The following is a 16,355-nucleotide window of genomic DNA, read 5'->3' as shown; positions in this document are numbered from 1 at the left end:
GAGATTTTACCGCAGACCCATGAAACATTTGTGCAAGTTGCAATGATTCGGTTAATGCTGAGAAGACTGGCTTAATTGATTCGTTTAATACTTTCCAAACATCCTCTGAGAAAAATTATTATTTTATACTCGAAATAATAAGATAATCTTATAAAATCTAGATTTAGTATATGTTTAAGAGTGGGCATGATCATGCCCACTCTGTTTTTACTGAGACTTTTTCATTCTGTTAATTTCTTGTTGTAATTCTTCAATTTGCTGGCGCAATTTTTCAGCTTCAGTCGTGGGGGTTTGGGATGCAACATTTACTGCACCAACAGATGGCGATCGCGGATAGTTACCTCGGCGAATTTGCTGGTATTCTTCTGATACTGCCCACTCCCTTAAATAGCGTATGCGTTCCACACCAAAAGGATGGGTCAACATCATACCCTGTGCGCCATTGTAAATCAAGAACTTATATATTTGATTGAGTCCGTCTTGGTCTAATGCTTGATAATTTTCTGACTGGCGAATAAACTCCGGTAAACTACATTCGTGGGCATATTTGTTACTACCGCCAGACAGCTTCATCATCGAAGTCATCACAGTATTTAAGTCATCAACTACTAACAGTGCAGCCCGATCTGCTGTTAATTCTGCCTTGCGTCGCCATTCAAAAAAGGCGTAAATCAAAGCTTGGGTAACAAAATTGCCGATGCCGAAGGTTAATTCACCCAAGGCAGAAGCAGCACTCATCGCCCACATCGCCATTTGAATTAAAATAGTATGACCACATTTAATATGCCCCAGTTCATGGGCTAGCACTGCCCTAATTTCGACTTCCTCTAGTAAGTCTAGTATGCCTGTGTTTATGACAATAAAGGGATTTTCTTGCCCTAGAGCATAGCTATTTGCTTGGGAATTTTGTGAGACAAACAGTGCAGGTTCTGGGTAAATGTCCAAATCGCGCACACATTGGCGGAATATCTGATAAATAGTGGAATATTGCCGAGGCCCTACTTGGATGGCGTTACCCATTAGATAAACTAACTGCGGGCGCTCGTAGACAAATTCCACAAATTTACGGGCAATTAAATCAAATCCTGGTAAATTTCGTAAAGCTTGTTCGGCTTGGCTATCCAGTGGATGCCTGAAGGCTTCACTGGAAATTCCTGTGTAAGTTGGCATAATTTAATCAATGAACAGTTATCAGTGAACAGTGAACAGTCTAAGTTATCAGTCTAATAACTGGTAACTGATAACTGTTAACTGAATAATAGAAATGGGGCTAATGGAAATTCAAAAATCACTTTGTATGGGATTAGAAGCGTGTGATTGAGGCAGAAGTTCATTTGTCACTACATAACTTCCTGCGATCGCAGGCAGGTTTCCCTTCCTGGCCCCATCATTTGACGATGGCAAGGTTGGTAGCACGCGCCTTGCGTCTAGGACGTAGTGCCTTAATTCAAGTAGGGGCAGCTTGTGGTTATCAAGGACGATATCGCACTAGTTTTGTCGCATCAGCATTGATGTGGCAAGGCCCTGTTATTATTGTTGCTCCAGAAACGGTGCAACAACGTCTGTTGCAAGTAGAAATTCCCCGCTTACAACAGTGGTTGCAAGCCAAAAAACCAATCAGGACAGGTGACGCTTGGCCTAATTCTCAGTTCCAAGGGCTACTCCTGACTTCCCCAGAAGCTTGGTTAAAAGGACAGTTGACAAATTCTGAGGCTTTTCCCCCTGGTATTCCTACAATTATTGATGGGGTGGATGATTTAGAAGATTGGGTACGTCATCAACTTGTTCAAAATGTCCAACCACAAGACTGGGATGAACTGATGCTGGCTTGTCCTCAGCAAGTTGAAACAATTTTGAATGCTAGGACTCAGCTAACCAAAGAAGTCTGGGAACACCCAGCAAATCCTTATGAGTGCTATCTTATCTCCCAGCCAGAAGTTGAAATTATTAATTGTCTTTTTGCGGAATTAGAGCTAGATACAATTCCTCAGGTTTGGCAAAATTTCTGGGAGCAATTTCAATGCATCAATGAAAATTCTGTTGAAAATTGCTCACCGCATCTTTTTTGGACGACTATTGCACGCCGTCAAGCTTTATTCTCGTTGCATTACGCCCCAATTGAACTAGGCAAGATTCTTGCACCTATTTGGCAACGACAGCCCGTTGTGTTAATCGGCAGTGCTTTAGAATCAGAAACGGAGGCTCCTGTATTTCGGCAACGGCTGGGGTTAGATGATGTAACTTGCTTGAAATTTTCTTCAGATAGTCAAGCCGAAGCTATTCAGCTTTATGTACCCCATCAGTTACCTTTACCTAACACACCAGAATTTCAAGCAGCTTTTATTCACAAAGTTCGCACACTGCTGTGTTTGAGTGCGACTGCACCAGGATTGACAGTTATTTTAGTAGGGGATGTCCCGCTTAAGGCGCAGGTAGGGGCGATTTTGGCATCTGAGTTTGGTTCGCGGGTGCAAGTAGAAAGAACTTGTTTAGATGAAAATGGGATTTTAATTAGTGGTTGGGAATATTGGCGGGAACATCAAAATGTTTTACCTGCGCCTCATCTATTAATTATTGCGACGTTACCTTTGCCATCTTTAGAAAATCCGCTAGTGGCTGGGAGGGTAGCATACTACAAGCGATCGCACCAAGATTGGTTCCGTTTATATTTATTACCAGCAGCTTTAAATGAATTGCAACGCGCAGTAGCACCAGTGAGAGAAAATCAAGGTGTGGTAGCTTTGCTCGATGGTCGGGTTATTAATCGTAGCTATGGTTCCCAAATTCTCGCGGCTCTTAGTCCCTTAGCACGGATTAACTACTTAGACCCTAGTTTATTTGCCAACCCCGATGAAGAACATTCTACTTAAAGTCAAGCCATTGAAAAATAGCGTTGGCTATTTACATTTTGTCAACTGCTAGAAATCGCTTCAGCACAAACGCTATCATCAGCTTGTTCGCACATTTGGAACTTCAAAAGATTGCATCAGGGATGCGATCGCATTTCTGATATGAGATACATTAACTAATTGGAATTTTTGAATTGCTAATTATGGGTGAAGCAAAACGTCGCAAAGAAACACTGGGAGAAAAATACGGTCAACAAGAGCGTATCATGCCTTGGATTCCAATTACCAAAAACCAAGCCGAATTATTTGTCGCTTGGACTACTCGTGGAGCCTGGGTTGGCATTGGTGGTATGGTTGTTGCGTGGGTAACTATTCGTTTTATTGGCCCTGCTTTTGGTTGGTGGCACGTAGTAGATTAAAAATTGCGCTTTTCTCCAAATAAAAAGAGGCAGTATGCTCTGCTTATCTAGAGCATAATGCCTTTGCTTGAGCAGAAGGAAGATATTAACTATTTCCTTCTGCTATTAATATTTTTACCGCCTCAACTAAATGATCAGCCTGTATACCAAGCAGCACCTAGTTTGTCTTTGTCAGCGACAGCTGTTTCGGTTGCTTTAGTACCATCCATTGTCCAAATCTTATCAACACCTGTGGTTTGATCTCTCCAATAGACATCTGTCTTACCGTCGCCGTTGAAGTCGCCAAAGGATGGTGTCAAGGCTGCGCTATTGCTGGGGAGGAAGGCTTCGGAACTCACTGCTGTACCGTTCATCAACCAAGCGGTGTTAGCACCAGTCTTCTCATTGTGCCAGAAGATATCTGTTTTGCCGTCACCGTTGAAATCACCAATGTTGGCTTTCCAGCCTGAATCAAGGGTTTTGACTGCGCCTTCAGAAACGATGATGCCGCTCATCGTCCAAACTTTGTTCTCACCTGTGGAAGTATTTCTCCACAGAATATCAGTCTTCAAGTCACCGTTGAAATCACCAAGGATGGGAGTCCAACCAGCCGCTTGAGATTGGAGATTAAATTTGCTGGCTTTGGAACCATCCATAAACCAAGTGCTGTTTTCGCCAGTGCTAGCATTGCGCCAGAAAATATCGCTCTTTCCATTACCATCGAAGTCAACAATAGTAGGAGTTAATCCTACTGCTGTTTTGTCTAGGACATTGGAACTCACAACTTTTGTGCCATCCATTGTCCATATTGCATTTTCACCAGTTTTGGCATTATTCCAGAAGATATCAGTTTTGCGATCGCCATTGAAATCACCAATTAAAGGACTCCAATTAGCATCAACTTTTTCTAAAGCTGCTGTACTAGCAACTTTAGTTCCATCCATCAGTGCGATGATATTCTCACCAGTCTTTGTATTTCTTAATAAGAAGTCAGTTTTACCATCATTGTTAAAATCGGCAATTTTGTAAGTCCAAGTACTGATGTCAAACTTACCCATAGAACCTTGGGAAAGTACTTGTGACCCATCCATTAACCGAATTACAATTTCACCAGTTTGAGCGTTAACCCAAAGTTTATCAACTTTACCATCACCGTTAAAATCTGGTGCGATTGCTGCACTTCTCAAATAAGGGTTAGGGTTAGCACTGGCGGTAGGAACTGTTGATTGTTGTGTTAAAGAAGTACTGTTTTCTAATGAATTGTATGAACTGCTGCTACTAGATAGAAAAGAATTACTAGAATCTAGGTCAGTATTTAGGTCAGATAACAATTGTGCTGATTTATTCAATGATTCATTAAACAGGTTACTATTACCAAAACCTGAGGAATTTTGAGTTGCAGACATAGTTTCTTTTTATGACTGGTTGTATTCAAAGTTTTACCTTGAAGAGAGAATACCTTTCTGTAACCAAATAACAGTTATTCATTTTTTATTGTTCTTTTATAAACATTTTTTGATAAGCAAAATAGAGGTTAATTTGCATAATAATGCGCGTAAAGCATTTCTATTTTTTTTGCAAGTGTCTAATAATCAATATTTCAGATTGTCAGTGTATTTTATTTATGTCAGGCTTTGCCAATCAAAAATATTTTTGTGATTTAGTTAGCAGTAATTAAAAATATAAATGCCCAAGTAATACAATGTTTTCTTAACAAAATGCTGGTTTGAAAACATTGTTGTTATGAAAATAAAAAAATCGAGTTGATAAAATCAGCCCGACAAAAGTTAATATTTATCAGGAAATAGACAACAGCTACTAGAACAAGACTGATGCAAAAATCACCCAGCCCCAAAAGGGCTGGGTGTAGGGTGTAGGGCGTAGCGAAACATCAGCCCCAACAACCGCTTGGCTCAGAAGCCCCGCCTTTTAAAGGCGTTTGTGTTGGGAATCCTCTTGCAACAACGTCTTGCCCACACTCTGTTCAACCAAAAGCTTAATTTATAGCAAAGTGCTATTTAAGGGGATTACCTTTTTACTTTTGACTTCTTACTTTTGACTTCTTAAGGCTGTTCTTTTTTAATAGAAGCGTGAGAAATATTTAGTTAAAATAACTGAGACAAGCAACTGCACAAAGGCTTTATCTGTTGAGCCTATAGCTGTTAAATGTGTAAAGTAACACAATAATTTCACAAATTGAACCACTATGCAATCAGAATATCGGCAGCGCCGCGAACAGTTAATGGCAAAAATTGGTAATGGCACTGCAATTTTTCGGAGTGCGCCAATGGCAGTCATGCACAATGATGTTGAATATGCTTATCGCCAAGATAGCGATTTTTATTATTTGACTGGGTTTAATGAAGCGCAAGCCGTTGCAGTATTAGCACCGCATCATCCAGAACACAAGTTTATTTTGTTTGTCCAGCCAAAGGAGCGTGAAAAGGAAGTTTGGTCTGGTTATCGCTGTGGGGTAGAAAAAGCCAAAGAGTTTTATGGTGCGGATGAAGCTTACCCAATTAACGAATTAGACGAAAAGTTGCCACAATATTTAGAAAAAGCTGATCGCATTTATTATCACCTAGGACGCGATCGCGCTTTTAATGAAAAAGTTCTCAGAAATTATCAAACTTTACTGCGGACTTATCCTAAACGTGGTACAGGGCCAATTGCCATTGAAGATACCTGTACAGTGCTACACAGTATGCGGCTAATTAAAAGTGAAGCCGAATTAGAAATGATGCGCCAAGCAGCTTTGATTGCTATTGAAGCACATAATCAAGCAATGGCGATCGCAAAACCCGGCCGTTATGAATACGAAATTCAAGCTGAAATTGAACGCATCTTTCGGCTGCGGGGTGGTATGGGGCCAGCTTATCCTTCAATTGTGGCTTCCGGTGTAAATGCTTGCGTTCTCCACTACATCGAAAATGAACGCCAAATGCAAGACGGCGACTTGCTGTTAATTGATGCTGGTTGTGCGTATGGTTATTACAACTCGGATATCACCAGAACATTCCCTGTCAGTGGTAAATTTACGCCAGAACAAAAGGCATTATATGAAATTGTATTAGCAGCTCAAAAACAAGCGATCGCTCAAGTACAACCAGGTAATACATTCAATTGTGTTCACGATGCTGCTGTACGCGTCCTCACCGAGGGTCTAGTTGACCTCGGGATTCTCAAAGGTGAAGTTGATAAACTCATTGAAGAAGAGAAATACAAACCATACTATATGCACCGCACCAGCCATTGGTTAGGCTTGGATGTCCATGATGTTGGTGTGTATCAACATGGTGATGATAAACCGCAAATTTTACAACCCGGTCAAGTATTGACAGTGGAACCTGGAATTTATATTGTCCCAGATACCAAACTAGCCGAAGACCAACCAGCAACCGATCCGCGTTGGGTTGGTATTGGTATTCGCATTGAAGATGATGTGTTAGTCACTCCCACAGGACATGAAATATTAACGGCTGGGGTTCCCAAAGAGGTGAATGAAGTAGAGAAAATATATTAATTTGTTGATGTTTGTTATGAGTCATGAGTTATTAGTGTTTATTCATGACTCATAGGCATAGAATATATTTCCCAGATTATTTATGAAATTGCCACAAGATATTTTGCAAAATCTGAGTCGCATTGCCTGGAGGACTGAACATATATTTAGATAATGCCTGCCAAACAGAATGCGCCCCCAATAGACCTAAAGCAGACCATAAAACAATTGCCAAAAATATTAAAATCGGTCGTGATTCCCGTGGTTTTTGAATTATCAAACTTAACATCCAGAAAGTAAATTGCACCGCTAAGGTAATTAATAAAGCTTGTACACCAAAGTTACTCACAAAGGCAGCCTGGAATACAAAACCGCCAATTATTACGAGAATTTCCGCTAGATATAATAGCTGTAGCCAATACTGAAATACTATGTTCCAAAAAGTTTTTGGTACAGCGATTTCCGCTAAACCCCACAGTATTCTGCCTACACGAATTACCCAAATAGAAATTCCTTTAGCATTGATTACCTTTTGATTAGATAAACCTTCAAGAAGTTTGCCAAATACTTGCGTTGAACGCGCAGTATAGCGCAAAGCCAAGGCAGAATCCAGGCGGCGATCTACCTCATAACCGCTATTTTTATTTTGAAAGTAATTTAAAAGCTCTTCTTTAGTTAAACATCCTTGAAAGATATCTTTTAGCCTAGAGTCAAAAGTCGATTCACCTAAAGTTTTGATAGCAAAATCTCTGATGTGTCGCTTATCTTGTTGAGTAGGCGGAATATTCACTAAAATCTTACTCAATAAATTTAATAATTGGTGATGTTCTCCTACTATTAACTCTTCCTCAAGAATTGCTATGTGAGCTTCTTTGATTAGTTGTTGCCGATTTTCTTGATAATCATCTCCAGGTAATAAAGCACTAATCAAACGTTCCGCAGCATCAAGCCGACCCCAAAGCAAATCATTTTTCCGCCATTCTTGATTAAGAAAACCACCAAAAGCATACAAGGAATTACCTGCTAATTTGCGTCTAGTTTCTTTTTTCTGATCAATTAAAGCGGTAGCATCTTCAGGGCTAATCCGAATCACATCTACTTCATCTGCTTCATCGATACCACTGCCGTAAAGAATTGGAAAAGTGATGATATCGTAATCTAAATAGTTATCAAAATAATATTTAATAGCTTTACAGGCGACAATTTTTGCGGCTGATTTTGATTGTTTTCCTTCAGCAAATTTTCTTTGACATTTTTCTTCTACTGTATTAAAAACAGTTTGCAAGACATCCGCCAACTGTATAGTTAATTTCTCTAAGATGTCTCGATTTCTATCTAAAAGAGTTTTGGCTGCTGAATTATCTTTAGTTTCATTTAATGATTGTTGATCGCCGCCTTGAAATTCATCCAGGATTTTCGCTAATTGTCCTCGGTTAATACTAATTTTTTGAGCAGTTTCTTGGAAAGAATATATCTTATCCTTTATTTCTTGATTGTTCACTAAGTTATTAGATATTGAATGATGCTTAAATGGGGTCTTTAAGCAATATCTAACATTAAATAAATCTTTCAGTCCTTGACTGATAATAGATTTTATGTTTTGTAATTCTTTTCTCAACTCTTGTTTATCTAGATGTTCTTGTAAACCTAGCTCATCCGGCGCAATTTTACACAAAATATCTTTTGCAGATTTGTCAAGTCGATAAATATCATTAATTTTCCGTTTAAGAAAATAAAATCGACGGACATGATATTCAAAGTCAAAGGTATTTAAAAAGTTATTCTCAAAATTTTTACAGGCATCTTGCTGAGATTTATGAGATTCACAATAATATTGTTGTCGCCACTCTCTTAATAAGCGACGAATTGCTAAAAATTCGGCTGAATCTTCATTAAAGTTAAATGTACTAGTCAGCAGTAAAGCTAAATCGTCAGTTACAGCCGAAATTCTTAATCGGTGATAGCTACCGTAACTAATACCTTTGTCTTGAATCATCTCATCAAGACTCTTATCTTGCTGAGTGATTGTTGTTTGTTTTTCTAGTTGATGAAAATTGTTGAAAGATTGAATATCATCTTCTAACTTCCAATCGTTCGTGATTCTTAATAAACGCCCAATCAATCTGTTTTGTTCTAAGACTCTGGTAATATCTTCTCGAATTGTTTCATAACGAGGTAAACTAATTAGAGCCGCCAAACTGTTTTCGATAACGTTAGGTTTACTGTGAGATTGAGAATTAAATTCAGGTTGTTCTGGCGATGGATCTATATAAACTAACTTACGCTTTACAGGTAAGTCAGAGCGATGTCGTAAAATTTCATCTATGGCATAGCTAAAAGGTTTATTATCAAGATAACCACCATCACCAAAAGCAAGTTCTTCCGCAGGTAAGATGGTGACACAATTTTTTCCCTCTTCATATTTACTGAGAAATTTTTGCTTCCATTCATTGAAGTGTTGGGCGTTAAATTTTCCTAGTTTGCTTAGTGTTGATTCAGCATCTTTTAATGTCATAGGCTCAAAAGCCAGTGGAAAAGCTGAAGTACAACGAGCAGAAAAGGCTAAAAATGGATTATTTTTGCTCTCAAAATCATTGCGGCTATTATCAGCTTCATCTGCAGAGAAAACAAAGTGAAAAACATGGCGATGATTTTTTTCTGTAACTATTTGGTCAGCTAATTGAATTGGGACAACTTGTCCACGAATATTAGTTGCTGTTACATATAAATCTAGCTCTGTTACATAAGGAGAAATATACGAATTTGATTTGTGAGGATAAGACTGAAGCGAGGGCAATTTCTCCATTTGCTCAAAGGCGTCAAGCAGCTTGATATACATCCTCTCACTGTTAAGTAGAGATTCTGGCTGTGGTTGGAGGGTGATACCTGGTAAGTCTTTTAAAGATTGGCGATCGTTAATTAATTTATCAATATCGCCTTCATTAATCCATAAATTCTTAATTTGCTCAATTGACTGGTCATTCGCAAGTGCTTTTGCAAGAAATATTGCATTAATGCCGCCAGCTGAAGTACCAGAAAGAATATCAATGACAAAGCGTGTAGAAATCGATGTAGTTTGTGTGATTTCCGATAATTCTTTACGTTTATTTTCATCAGAAAATTCACTACCTAGTAATTGACCTAGTTTGCGATACACACGTCCTGAACCTGTTAGTTCTTTGTCTGTAAATTTAGCTAAATTTTTAGTATTTTCTGGGTCTGGTGCGGTGGCTTTGACTAATTCAAATAACTCTTGGGTGATTCCATTCATGTATATAGCTAGAGACACTCCGCCATACATGACTACGGCAAAACGGATTTCTTGAGTGTAGGTGCATTCAGGTGGTAGGGCAGTAGAGTTAGTTTTGATTTGATGAGAATCTGGAAATGAAGTCATAACTTTTGGTAGCAAGTCTGATAACTACAAGACAATTGAGCAATTTCAAAATCCTTGTCAGTAGGATGGCGCGTTAGCAAAGCTCGCCTAAGGCATCGCTAAACTTTTCAATTACCACACAAAAATTTCTCAAATTCCAGAAGCTACAAGCTGCAAGACGATTTTACTTAATAAATATATAAATACTATTGGGAAAAAATTTAAATCCCCGACTTCTACACTATGAATAGTCGAGGATTTACGCTAATTATGAATAAGTGACAACTGCTGTAAGACCCGAAAAAACTGAGATATTTAAGAACACCCCTCTACATACTCAACTTCTGGCAATTTACCAGCACGAATCAAAGTTACACGCTTGCCATCGGTTTCAAATATTACTCGATAATTGCGATCGCTACGGTCTTTAGGCACGAAACTGAGATAATGTCCCTTGGGAACGTAATTATGGGGTGAGACTTGAATTTGTCCTGGATAGAGTGCTTTGATGCGTGCTTCGGTGTCACCGATTTTTGCACCTTTAACAGTAGTAATTTGGCTATTTTTATATATATCGACTCTAGCAATGCGACCACCAGTCACCATAAAACCTATTTGGTTTCTTTGTCCTTGGGGGCTGACGTAGTAGCAAGTGTTATTGGGTGAACTTCCCACTAAGCGAGTACCTGCGGCTGTGGCGGCTTGGTTAACAGTCATCCCAACTCGCACAGGCCCAATACCATTAATAGTTACTTTTGATTGGTTTGTCAGTTTTGTCTGCGCTAAGACACTTCCCCCTACAGATGATAAAGCCAGGGTGACAGCCGCCATCAAGAATTTAACTTTGCTATTCATTGTCTGCAAAAAATTGGTAGATGTTTATCTACAGTATCTTGGCTTCTATTTTCGGCATTTTTTAGGTGGGATATTTTGCTTCTATGGCTTCGAGTGCTGTTCAATTTTTTCTATCAAAAGGCGAACTTGCGCGGGTTTATTACGAAACCAATCTGTTGACCAAATCCGATGAATCTTCCAACCTAATTTTTCTAGGACTTGTTGTCTGAGGCGATCGCGGTCTCTTGCTGTCGGGGAACTATGGTAAGATGCACCATCACACTCAATACCTAAGACAAACTCACCTGGGCGATTTTGATTGACAACTGCCAAGTCAATTCGATAACCCGAACATCCAACTTGGCTACGAATTGTATACCCGCGCTCTGCTAAGGTGTGATAAACGTCTTCTTCAAATGGCGAGTCAAATTTAAGTTGGTCAGTATACAAATTACCTTCTAGCCGTTCGCCTCCAGTGGCTGCATACTCCAGATAATCCCGCAGTAATCTTAAACCCTTGCTCTTGCTGCGTGATATATCGATATCACCAGCCACGATAGAAGAAACCAGCGTAATTTTGCTTTTTGCGCGTGTGACAGCAACATTCAGTCTTCGTTCTCCACCTAGCTTATTAATAGGGCCGAAATTAAGATTAAGTTTACCTTCAGAGTCACGACCATACCCAACACTGAGTATAATTGCATCTCGTTCATCACCCTGAACGTTTTCTAGTGCTTTCAGAAAAAACTGTGGTGAATTATCGCTGCAAAATATATCAAATTCGGGATTGTTTTTCCCTAAAATCTCTATTTGCTCTTGAATAGCATCAGCTTGAGCTTCGCTAAAGGCAATAATACCCAAAGATTGGTCAGGAACCCGTTGGAAATGCTCACACGCTAACTGAGCAACTACTTGAGCCTCCCGTTGATTGTCTCTGCGTCCACTGCGATCATATACTCCATCGGCAACGTGTCGAAACCATACTCCCAAATCTGGATTTTGAATTGGATTTGGAAACGTTACTAACTCAGATTCGTAGAAATTTTTATTAGAAAAAGCTATTAAACGCTCATCTTGGCTGCGATAATGCCATTTTAGTGTGCGTCCAAACATAAAATTTGAACATTCATCTAAAACACTTTCATAGCTTGCATCATCCTCATCTTCTAAATCTTCTTCACTTTCTCCTGTTCCCGTTGCAAAAAATGATGTAGGGGGAAGTTGTTTTCTATCCCCAATTACAATAACTTGATCAGCACGCAGAATTGCAGGAACAACATCTTCTGTACGCAACTGAGAGGCTTCATCAAAAATGAGGACATCAAAATGAACTACATCAGCATTAATATATTGACTAACCGAAAGTGGACTCATCATCCAGCATGGCTTTAATGCTTTAACCAGGTTTGGTATGCCTTTTTGTTTGTCATTCAAAAGTTTGCGAATAGGTAAATGTTGCCTTTTCTTATTGGCTTCTTTCCTTAATATTGCTAACTCATCTTGAATAACTGAGGACTTTTGAGAATTTTGCCAGCATTGTACATGAAGTAGTTTTAATCGTTTTCTCGCAGCATCTAGTTGATCAGTATCAAGCTGAGAAAATTCTTTGATTTTCTGTTCATGTAACTCAACATTAAAATTTTTGAGTTCTGGTTTTTGGGCTAGGATAGCATCAAGGCAGGTTTGGTAAATTCGTTTCTCTAAAACTGGAAACCAAAGCGTCGGTTCGAGGTTGCTTTCACGTAAGATATCTAAGAATTTCTTTGCACCTAGATTTTCTAGCCTTTCATAAATTTCTTTGTAAGTTAACCATTCTTGAAAGTATGCAAGTTCAGCTTGAGCCAAGTTCAAGAAATTTTCTAATTCGACAAAAGGAATTTGATTGCGAGATAGATAACTATCTGTAATATCGCTTTCCTTGAAGTGTGATAGCAGAAAATCTAATCCTTGGTTAATCTGGTTTCTGGTAGATTCAACATTTTTTACTATTTCAGCCAATTCACGACGCAGTGAAGGAGAATTTAAGATGCGCTGGACAGAATTAGCAGGAAGCGAATATTGTTGTAGTCCAACCAACCAATTTAAAGCTTCTTCAATTGGTTGCAACTCTGCTATTGTAGAGATTTGCGGATTAAATAAAGAGCCAAAAACTTGAGCAGGTAGGTAGTCAGTTTGACTTATCTTATTTCGTAAAAAAACAATAGGGTTAGGTTTACCATCACGCAAAGCATTGACAAATTCTTGAAGTCCCGATTGTTGTAACTGCTCATAAATTTTTTTAAAACTTAACCAATCTCGAAACTTAGCTAAATCTGCCTTTGCTAGATCAATAAAATTGATAATATCAGTAAGTGAAATTTGATTACGAGGTACATAGCTCCCAATAATTGCATTTTCATCAAAGTATAAAAGAAGAAAATCTAGCCCTTCCTGAAAATCTTCAGCAAATGATTCAAGTTGATTAACTAATTCAGTTAATTCATTCCGCAGAGATGGAGAATTGACAATACGCTGAACAGAAGAAGAAGATAGTGAATATTGTTGTAATTTATTTACCCAACTTAAGGCTGCTTCAATGTTGCTTAATTCTGATTCTTGAGAAACTTCTGGATTAAATAAAGAACCAAAAACTTGATGCGCAGGGTAGGCACTGTGATACAGTTCATTTCGTGCTGCTTGTACTTTAACAGCTTGTGCTAAATCGCGTTTTAATTCATTGTATGAAATTTTTCCTTGCGTAGTGCTTAGTCTCTTTACAAGTTTAATATCACGTCTGTATCTACGATTAAAAACTCGAATAATCCAAAAACGGCTATATCTCTGAAACCTATTAGCTAAGGCAGATAATTCTGAAGAAAATAAATCAGAATGGTATTTTTGTTTAATAAATGGCTCATTTTCCTCTAAAAATTTTATATCCGCCTTCAACTTATTAAAAGCATTATCAGCATTTGGAATATCTACTCTAGTCCAATTTTCTGGTAACTCGGATGGCGCGTTTTGTATATGTCTCAAAGCAGGAATACAAGCTTCTATATCTGCCAATTTCAATAAAGGTTCTATCCCTAAAAATGTTTGCAATCTTTGATTAGCAGACTGAAGCCTAAAAATAGATTGCTGAATTTTATCAAGTTTACTATTTAGTTCTATTTCTAAAGTCTCAAAAAAAGACTTTATTTTGCTATTTTCCCAAATATTTGTTGATTCTCTTCTTAAAAATGGCAAAAATGAAGAAAGTTCCCTTAATAAAGATTTAGCTTCAGAGGTAAGACTATTTTTTTCAAGCTCTTGAACATCAGTTTTTAAAATATTGAAAGCATTCTGAGCATTGAAAATATCTGTCGTAACCCAATTTTCTGGTAATTGAATCGGAGCTTTTGAAATATATGATAAGGTGTGATCGTAAGTCTCTACAGATGCTAAATTAGATACAGGTTGTAATTGCAGGATTGATTGAAGTTTTTGGTTAAGATTTGGTATTGTCAAAATTGCTTGCTGAAACTCACCTAGCTTCTCCCTAATTTCTAACTCAAGTGCGTAGGAATAAGAGTTTAGAGAGCTTTTCGCCCAAATAGTTGTTCTCTCTCCTTTGAAAAATGGTAAAAATTGAGCTAACTGAGTCAATAAATCTTTAGCTTCAAGCAAGCGATTTTGTGTCCATTCATTGAAGTTAGAAAGTATGAGATTTACATCTGGTATACTTTCACGTTCTTTTCTTAGAATCTCACCAAATATCTCAAATGGTGATTTATCTAATGGCTTTTCTTTTATATGTAAACTATTTAGGTAAAAATTGAGCGATTGACGAGTGGAAACAAGTCTCTCAAATAAACTTTGACGATTATATGCACCTGATATTTGAGCTAAATCATCAATTGTTTTTGATAAATTCTTGACTAATTCTCGTTTATCGGTAGTGCCACTGTGATGAAGATTTAGACAAATATGCTCTAAACGACATTCGGCTATGCGTTTATAAACAACACTTAAAGCTGTCTCTTTCTCTGCTACTAATAAAACTGATTTACCAGCACCAACCAATTCAGTAATTATATTGACTATAGTTTGGCTTTTACCTGTTCCTGGTGGCCCTTGAACAACAAAGCTAGAACCAGATTTTGCCGCTTCAATCACAACTTGCTGGCTAGAATCAGCATCAAGAATTTGAAATATGCGCTCTGGTTTAATTTGTGCATCTAAAGCAGATGCAGGCAATGGTTCTTTGTAGTTAGACTGATAGTTAGTTAAATCTCCACTAATTGCTTGTAGAATTGGGTGAGAGAAAATTCGAGCTTCATTTTCAATAATGTCTCGAATCATGGTTGCTTTAGCATAAGAGAATAATGAGAGAAATATATTCTCTTTAATTTGCCATCTCTTTTGTGCAGCTAATATTTGTCTAACTTGGGTAAGTATTTCGTTATAAACTAGGTCTTCTATAACCTCTGCTTCTGGAAAGTCAATTCCAAAAGTTTGCTTTAACTTTTGTGCCAAGGTTGGATTAAGTACAACATCTTCATCCAAAGCAGATATCTTATATACATCTCGTCTAGATTCTTTACTTAACTCTACAGGAACCAAAATTAATGGTGAGATTAAGGCTTCTTCGGGTTTATCTTTGTCATACCAAGTCAACGTTCCCAGTGCGAGAAACAGGCTGTTAACTCCTCTCTCTTCCACTGACTTTCGCGCCTCAGCACGTATTTTTTTCAAACGCTTGAGTTGTTCGTTCCCTGTCTGACGAGTAATAAGTTCTAATTGATTTTTGGCTGGTGCTAATGCACGAGTAATATCTTGATACTCGCTATCTAGTATTTGGAATTTGAGTGTTTTTTTATCTTTTATCAGGTTCTGGAAGATGATACCTGGTTCATTTGTCAACACTTCCAGAGTTCGGGGACTATCTTCCCGAAATTTAATTAAGGGGTTTCTTTTCCCTATGTCAGCCAGTCCAGCTTTCCATTTAGCAATCTTTTGAATAAGATTTTGTTGAGAGCTTGGATTGGACTGTCTCATTTTAGTCTTTTCCGTAAAAACACTTTTTGTTTAATATTATACTAACTTTTTTCTTTTAATCTTTTGTTTACTTAAAGGTAAGTTAACTCATTCATAAATATTATCGGCGATCGCAACTTGAGTAGATGCTAAACATCGACAGACGGTATATATTACAGCAAAATCAACAAAATCAGAATGTAAATTGATGGAATACTCAGTATTAGCGATCGCACCCTAGCTGAATCAGAGTATAAAGTTAAAAAATGTCACCTGATTACAATACGGTTCAGTTAAGAGAATAGTAGGTTGGGTGTAGCGATAGCGTAACCCAACAAAGTATGCGTGAATGTTGGGTTCCGTTCCTCCACCCAACCTACACCTGAATCAGAGTATAAAGT

The 16,355-nt window shown here is 38.1% G+C and carries 8 protein-coding genes; 3 read left to right on the top strand and 5 right to left on the bottom strand.

Annotated elements, in window-relative coordinates:
- Positions 1 to 207 precede the first annotated feature (207 nt).
- The gene (locus tag H6G69_RS27815; protein ID WP_190692354.1) at positions 208 to 1,170 is read right to left on the bottom strand and encodes a M48 family metallopeptidase; all 963 of its coding nucleotides are present in this window, start codon (positions 1,168 to 1,170) and stop codon (positions 208 to 210) included.
- Between the two features lie 143 nt (positions 1,171 to 1,313).
- Between H6G69_RS27815 and H6G69_RS27810 the strand changes: the two genes are divergently transcribed.
- Together H6G69_RS27810 and H6G69_RS27805 are read left to right on the top strand one after the other, a co-directional pair.
- On the top strand, positions 1,314 to 2,870 hold the full coding sequence (locus H6G69_RS27810) for a helicase C-terminal domain-containing protein (protein ID WP_190692353.1): 1,557 nt from the start codon (positions 1,314 to 1,316) through the stop codon (positions 2,868 to 2,870).
- Positions 2,871 to 3,052: 182 nt separating this feature from the next.
- Positions 3,053 to 3,268 (top strand): DUF2839 domain-containing protein, encoded by a 216-nt coding sequence (locus tag H6G69_RS27805; protein WP_190692352.1) that lies wholly within the window; start codon positions 3,053 to 3,055, stop codon positions 3,266 to 3,268.
- A 134-nt stretch (positions 3,269 to 3,402) separates the two neighbouring features.
- Here the strand turns inward: H6G69_RS27805 and H6G69_RS27800 are convergent, their stop codons facing one another.
- A complete protein-coding gene (locus H6G69_RS27800) occupies positions 3,403 to 4,653 on the bottom strand; it encodes a VCBS repeat-containing protein (RefSeq protein WP_190692351.1) in 1,251 nt (416 codons plus the stop codon).
- A gap of 800 nt (positions 4,654 to 5,453) precedes the next feature.
- Between H6G69_RS27800 and H6G69_RS27795 the strand changes: the two genes are divergently transcribed.
- Entirely contained in the window at positions 5,454 to 6,770 is a 1,317-nt protein-coding gene (locus H6G69_RS27795) for an aminopeptidase P N-terminal domain-containing protein (RefSeq protein ID WP_190692350.1), read from the top strand.
- 76 nt (positions 6,771 to 6,846) lie between these two features.
- On the opposite strand, the gene H6G69_RS27790 is transcribed toward H6G69_RS27795, so the two are convergent.
- From H6G69_RS27790 to H6G69_RS27780, 3 genes are all read right to left on the bottom strand, one after another.
- Positions 6,847 to 10,146, bottom strand: a complete 3,300-nt coding sequence (locus H6G69_RS27790; protein WP_190692349.1) for a patatin-like protein — start codon at positions 10,144 to 10,146, stop codon at positions 6,847 to 6,849.
- A 294-nt stretch (positions 10,147 to 10,440) separates the two neighbouring features.
- Positions 10,441 to 10,980 (bottom strand): hypothetical protein, encoded by a 540-nt coding sequence (locus H6G69_RS27785; protein ID WP_190692348.1) that lies wholly within the window; start codon positions 10,978 to 10,980, stop codon positions 10,441 to 10,443.
- A gap of 81 nt (positions 10,981 to 11,061) precedes the next feature.
- Positions 11,062 to 15,975 (bottom strand): DUF4011 domain-containing protein, encoded by a 4,914-nt coding sequence (locus H6G69_RS27780; RefSeq protein WP_190692347.1) that lies wholly within the window; start codon positions 15,973 to 15,975, stop codon positions 11,062 to 11,064.
- Positions 15,976 to 16,355: the final 380 nt, after the last annotated feature.

The sequence above is a fragment of the Nostoc sp. FACHB-110 genome, from assembly GCF_014697425.1.
Classification (GTDB): domain Bacteria; phylum Cyanobacteriota; class Cyanobacteriia; order Cyanobacteriales; family Nostocaceae; genus Nostoc_B.
The sequence above is the reverse complement of the archived record's forward strand: the minus strand, read 5'-3'. Positions and strand labels throughout refer to the sequence as shown.

What these genes read in the sequence shown, in the direction of transcription:
- H6G69_RS27815 (WP_190692354.1), bottom strand. Translation starts at nt 1,170, where the DNA reads ATGCCAACTTACACAGGAATTTCCAGTGAAGCCTTCAGGCATCCACTG.
- H6G69_RS27785 (WP_190692348.1), bottom strand. Translation starts at nt 10,980, where the DNA reads ATGAATAGCAAAGTTAAATTCTTGATGGCGGCTGTCACCCTGGCTTTA.
- H6G69_RS27800 (WP_190692351.1), bottom strand. Translation starts at nt 4,653, where the DNA reads ATGTCTGCAACTCAAAATTCCTCAGGTTTTGGTAATAGTAACCTGTTT.
- H6G69_RS27795 (WP_190692350.1), top strand. Translation starts at nt 5,454, where the DNA reads ATGCAATCAGAATATCGGCAGCGCCGCGAACAGTTAATGGCAAAAATT.
- H6G69_RS27780 (WP_190692347.1), bottom strand. Translation starts at nt 15,975, where the DNA reads ATGAGACAGTCCAATCCAAGCTCTCAACAAAATCTTATTCAAAAGATT.
- H6G69_RS27790 (WP_190692349.1), bottom strand. Translation starts at nt 10,146, where the DNA reads ATGACTTCATTTCCAGATTCTCATCAAATCAAAACTAACTCTACTGCC.
- H6G69_RS27805 (WP_190692352.1), top strand. Translation starts at nt 3,053, where the DNA reads ATGGGTGAAGCAAAACGTCGCAAAGAAACACTGGGAGAAAAATACGGT.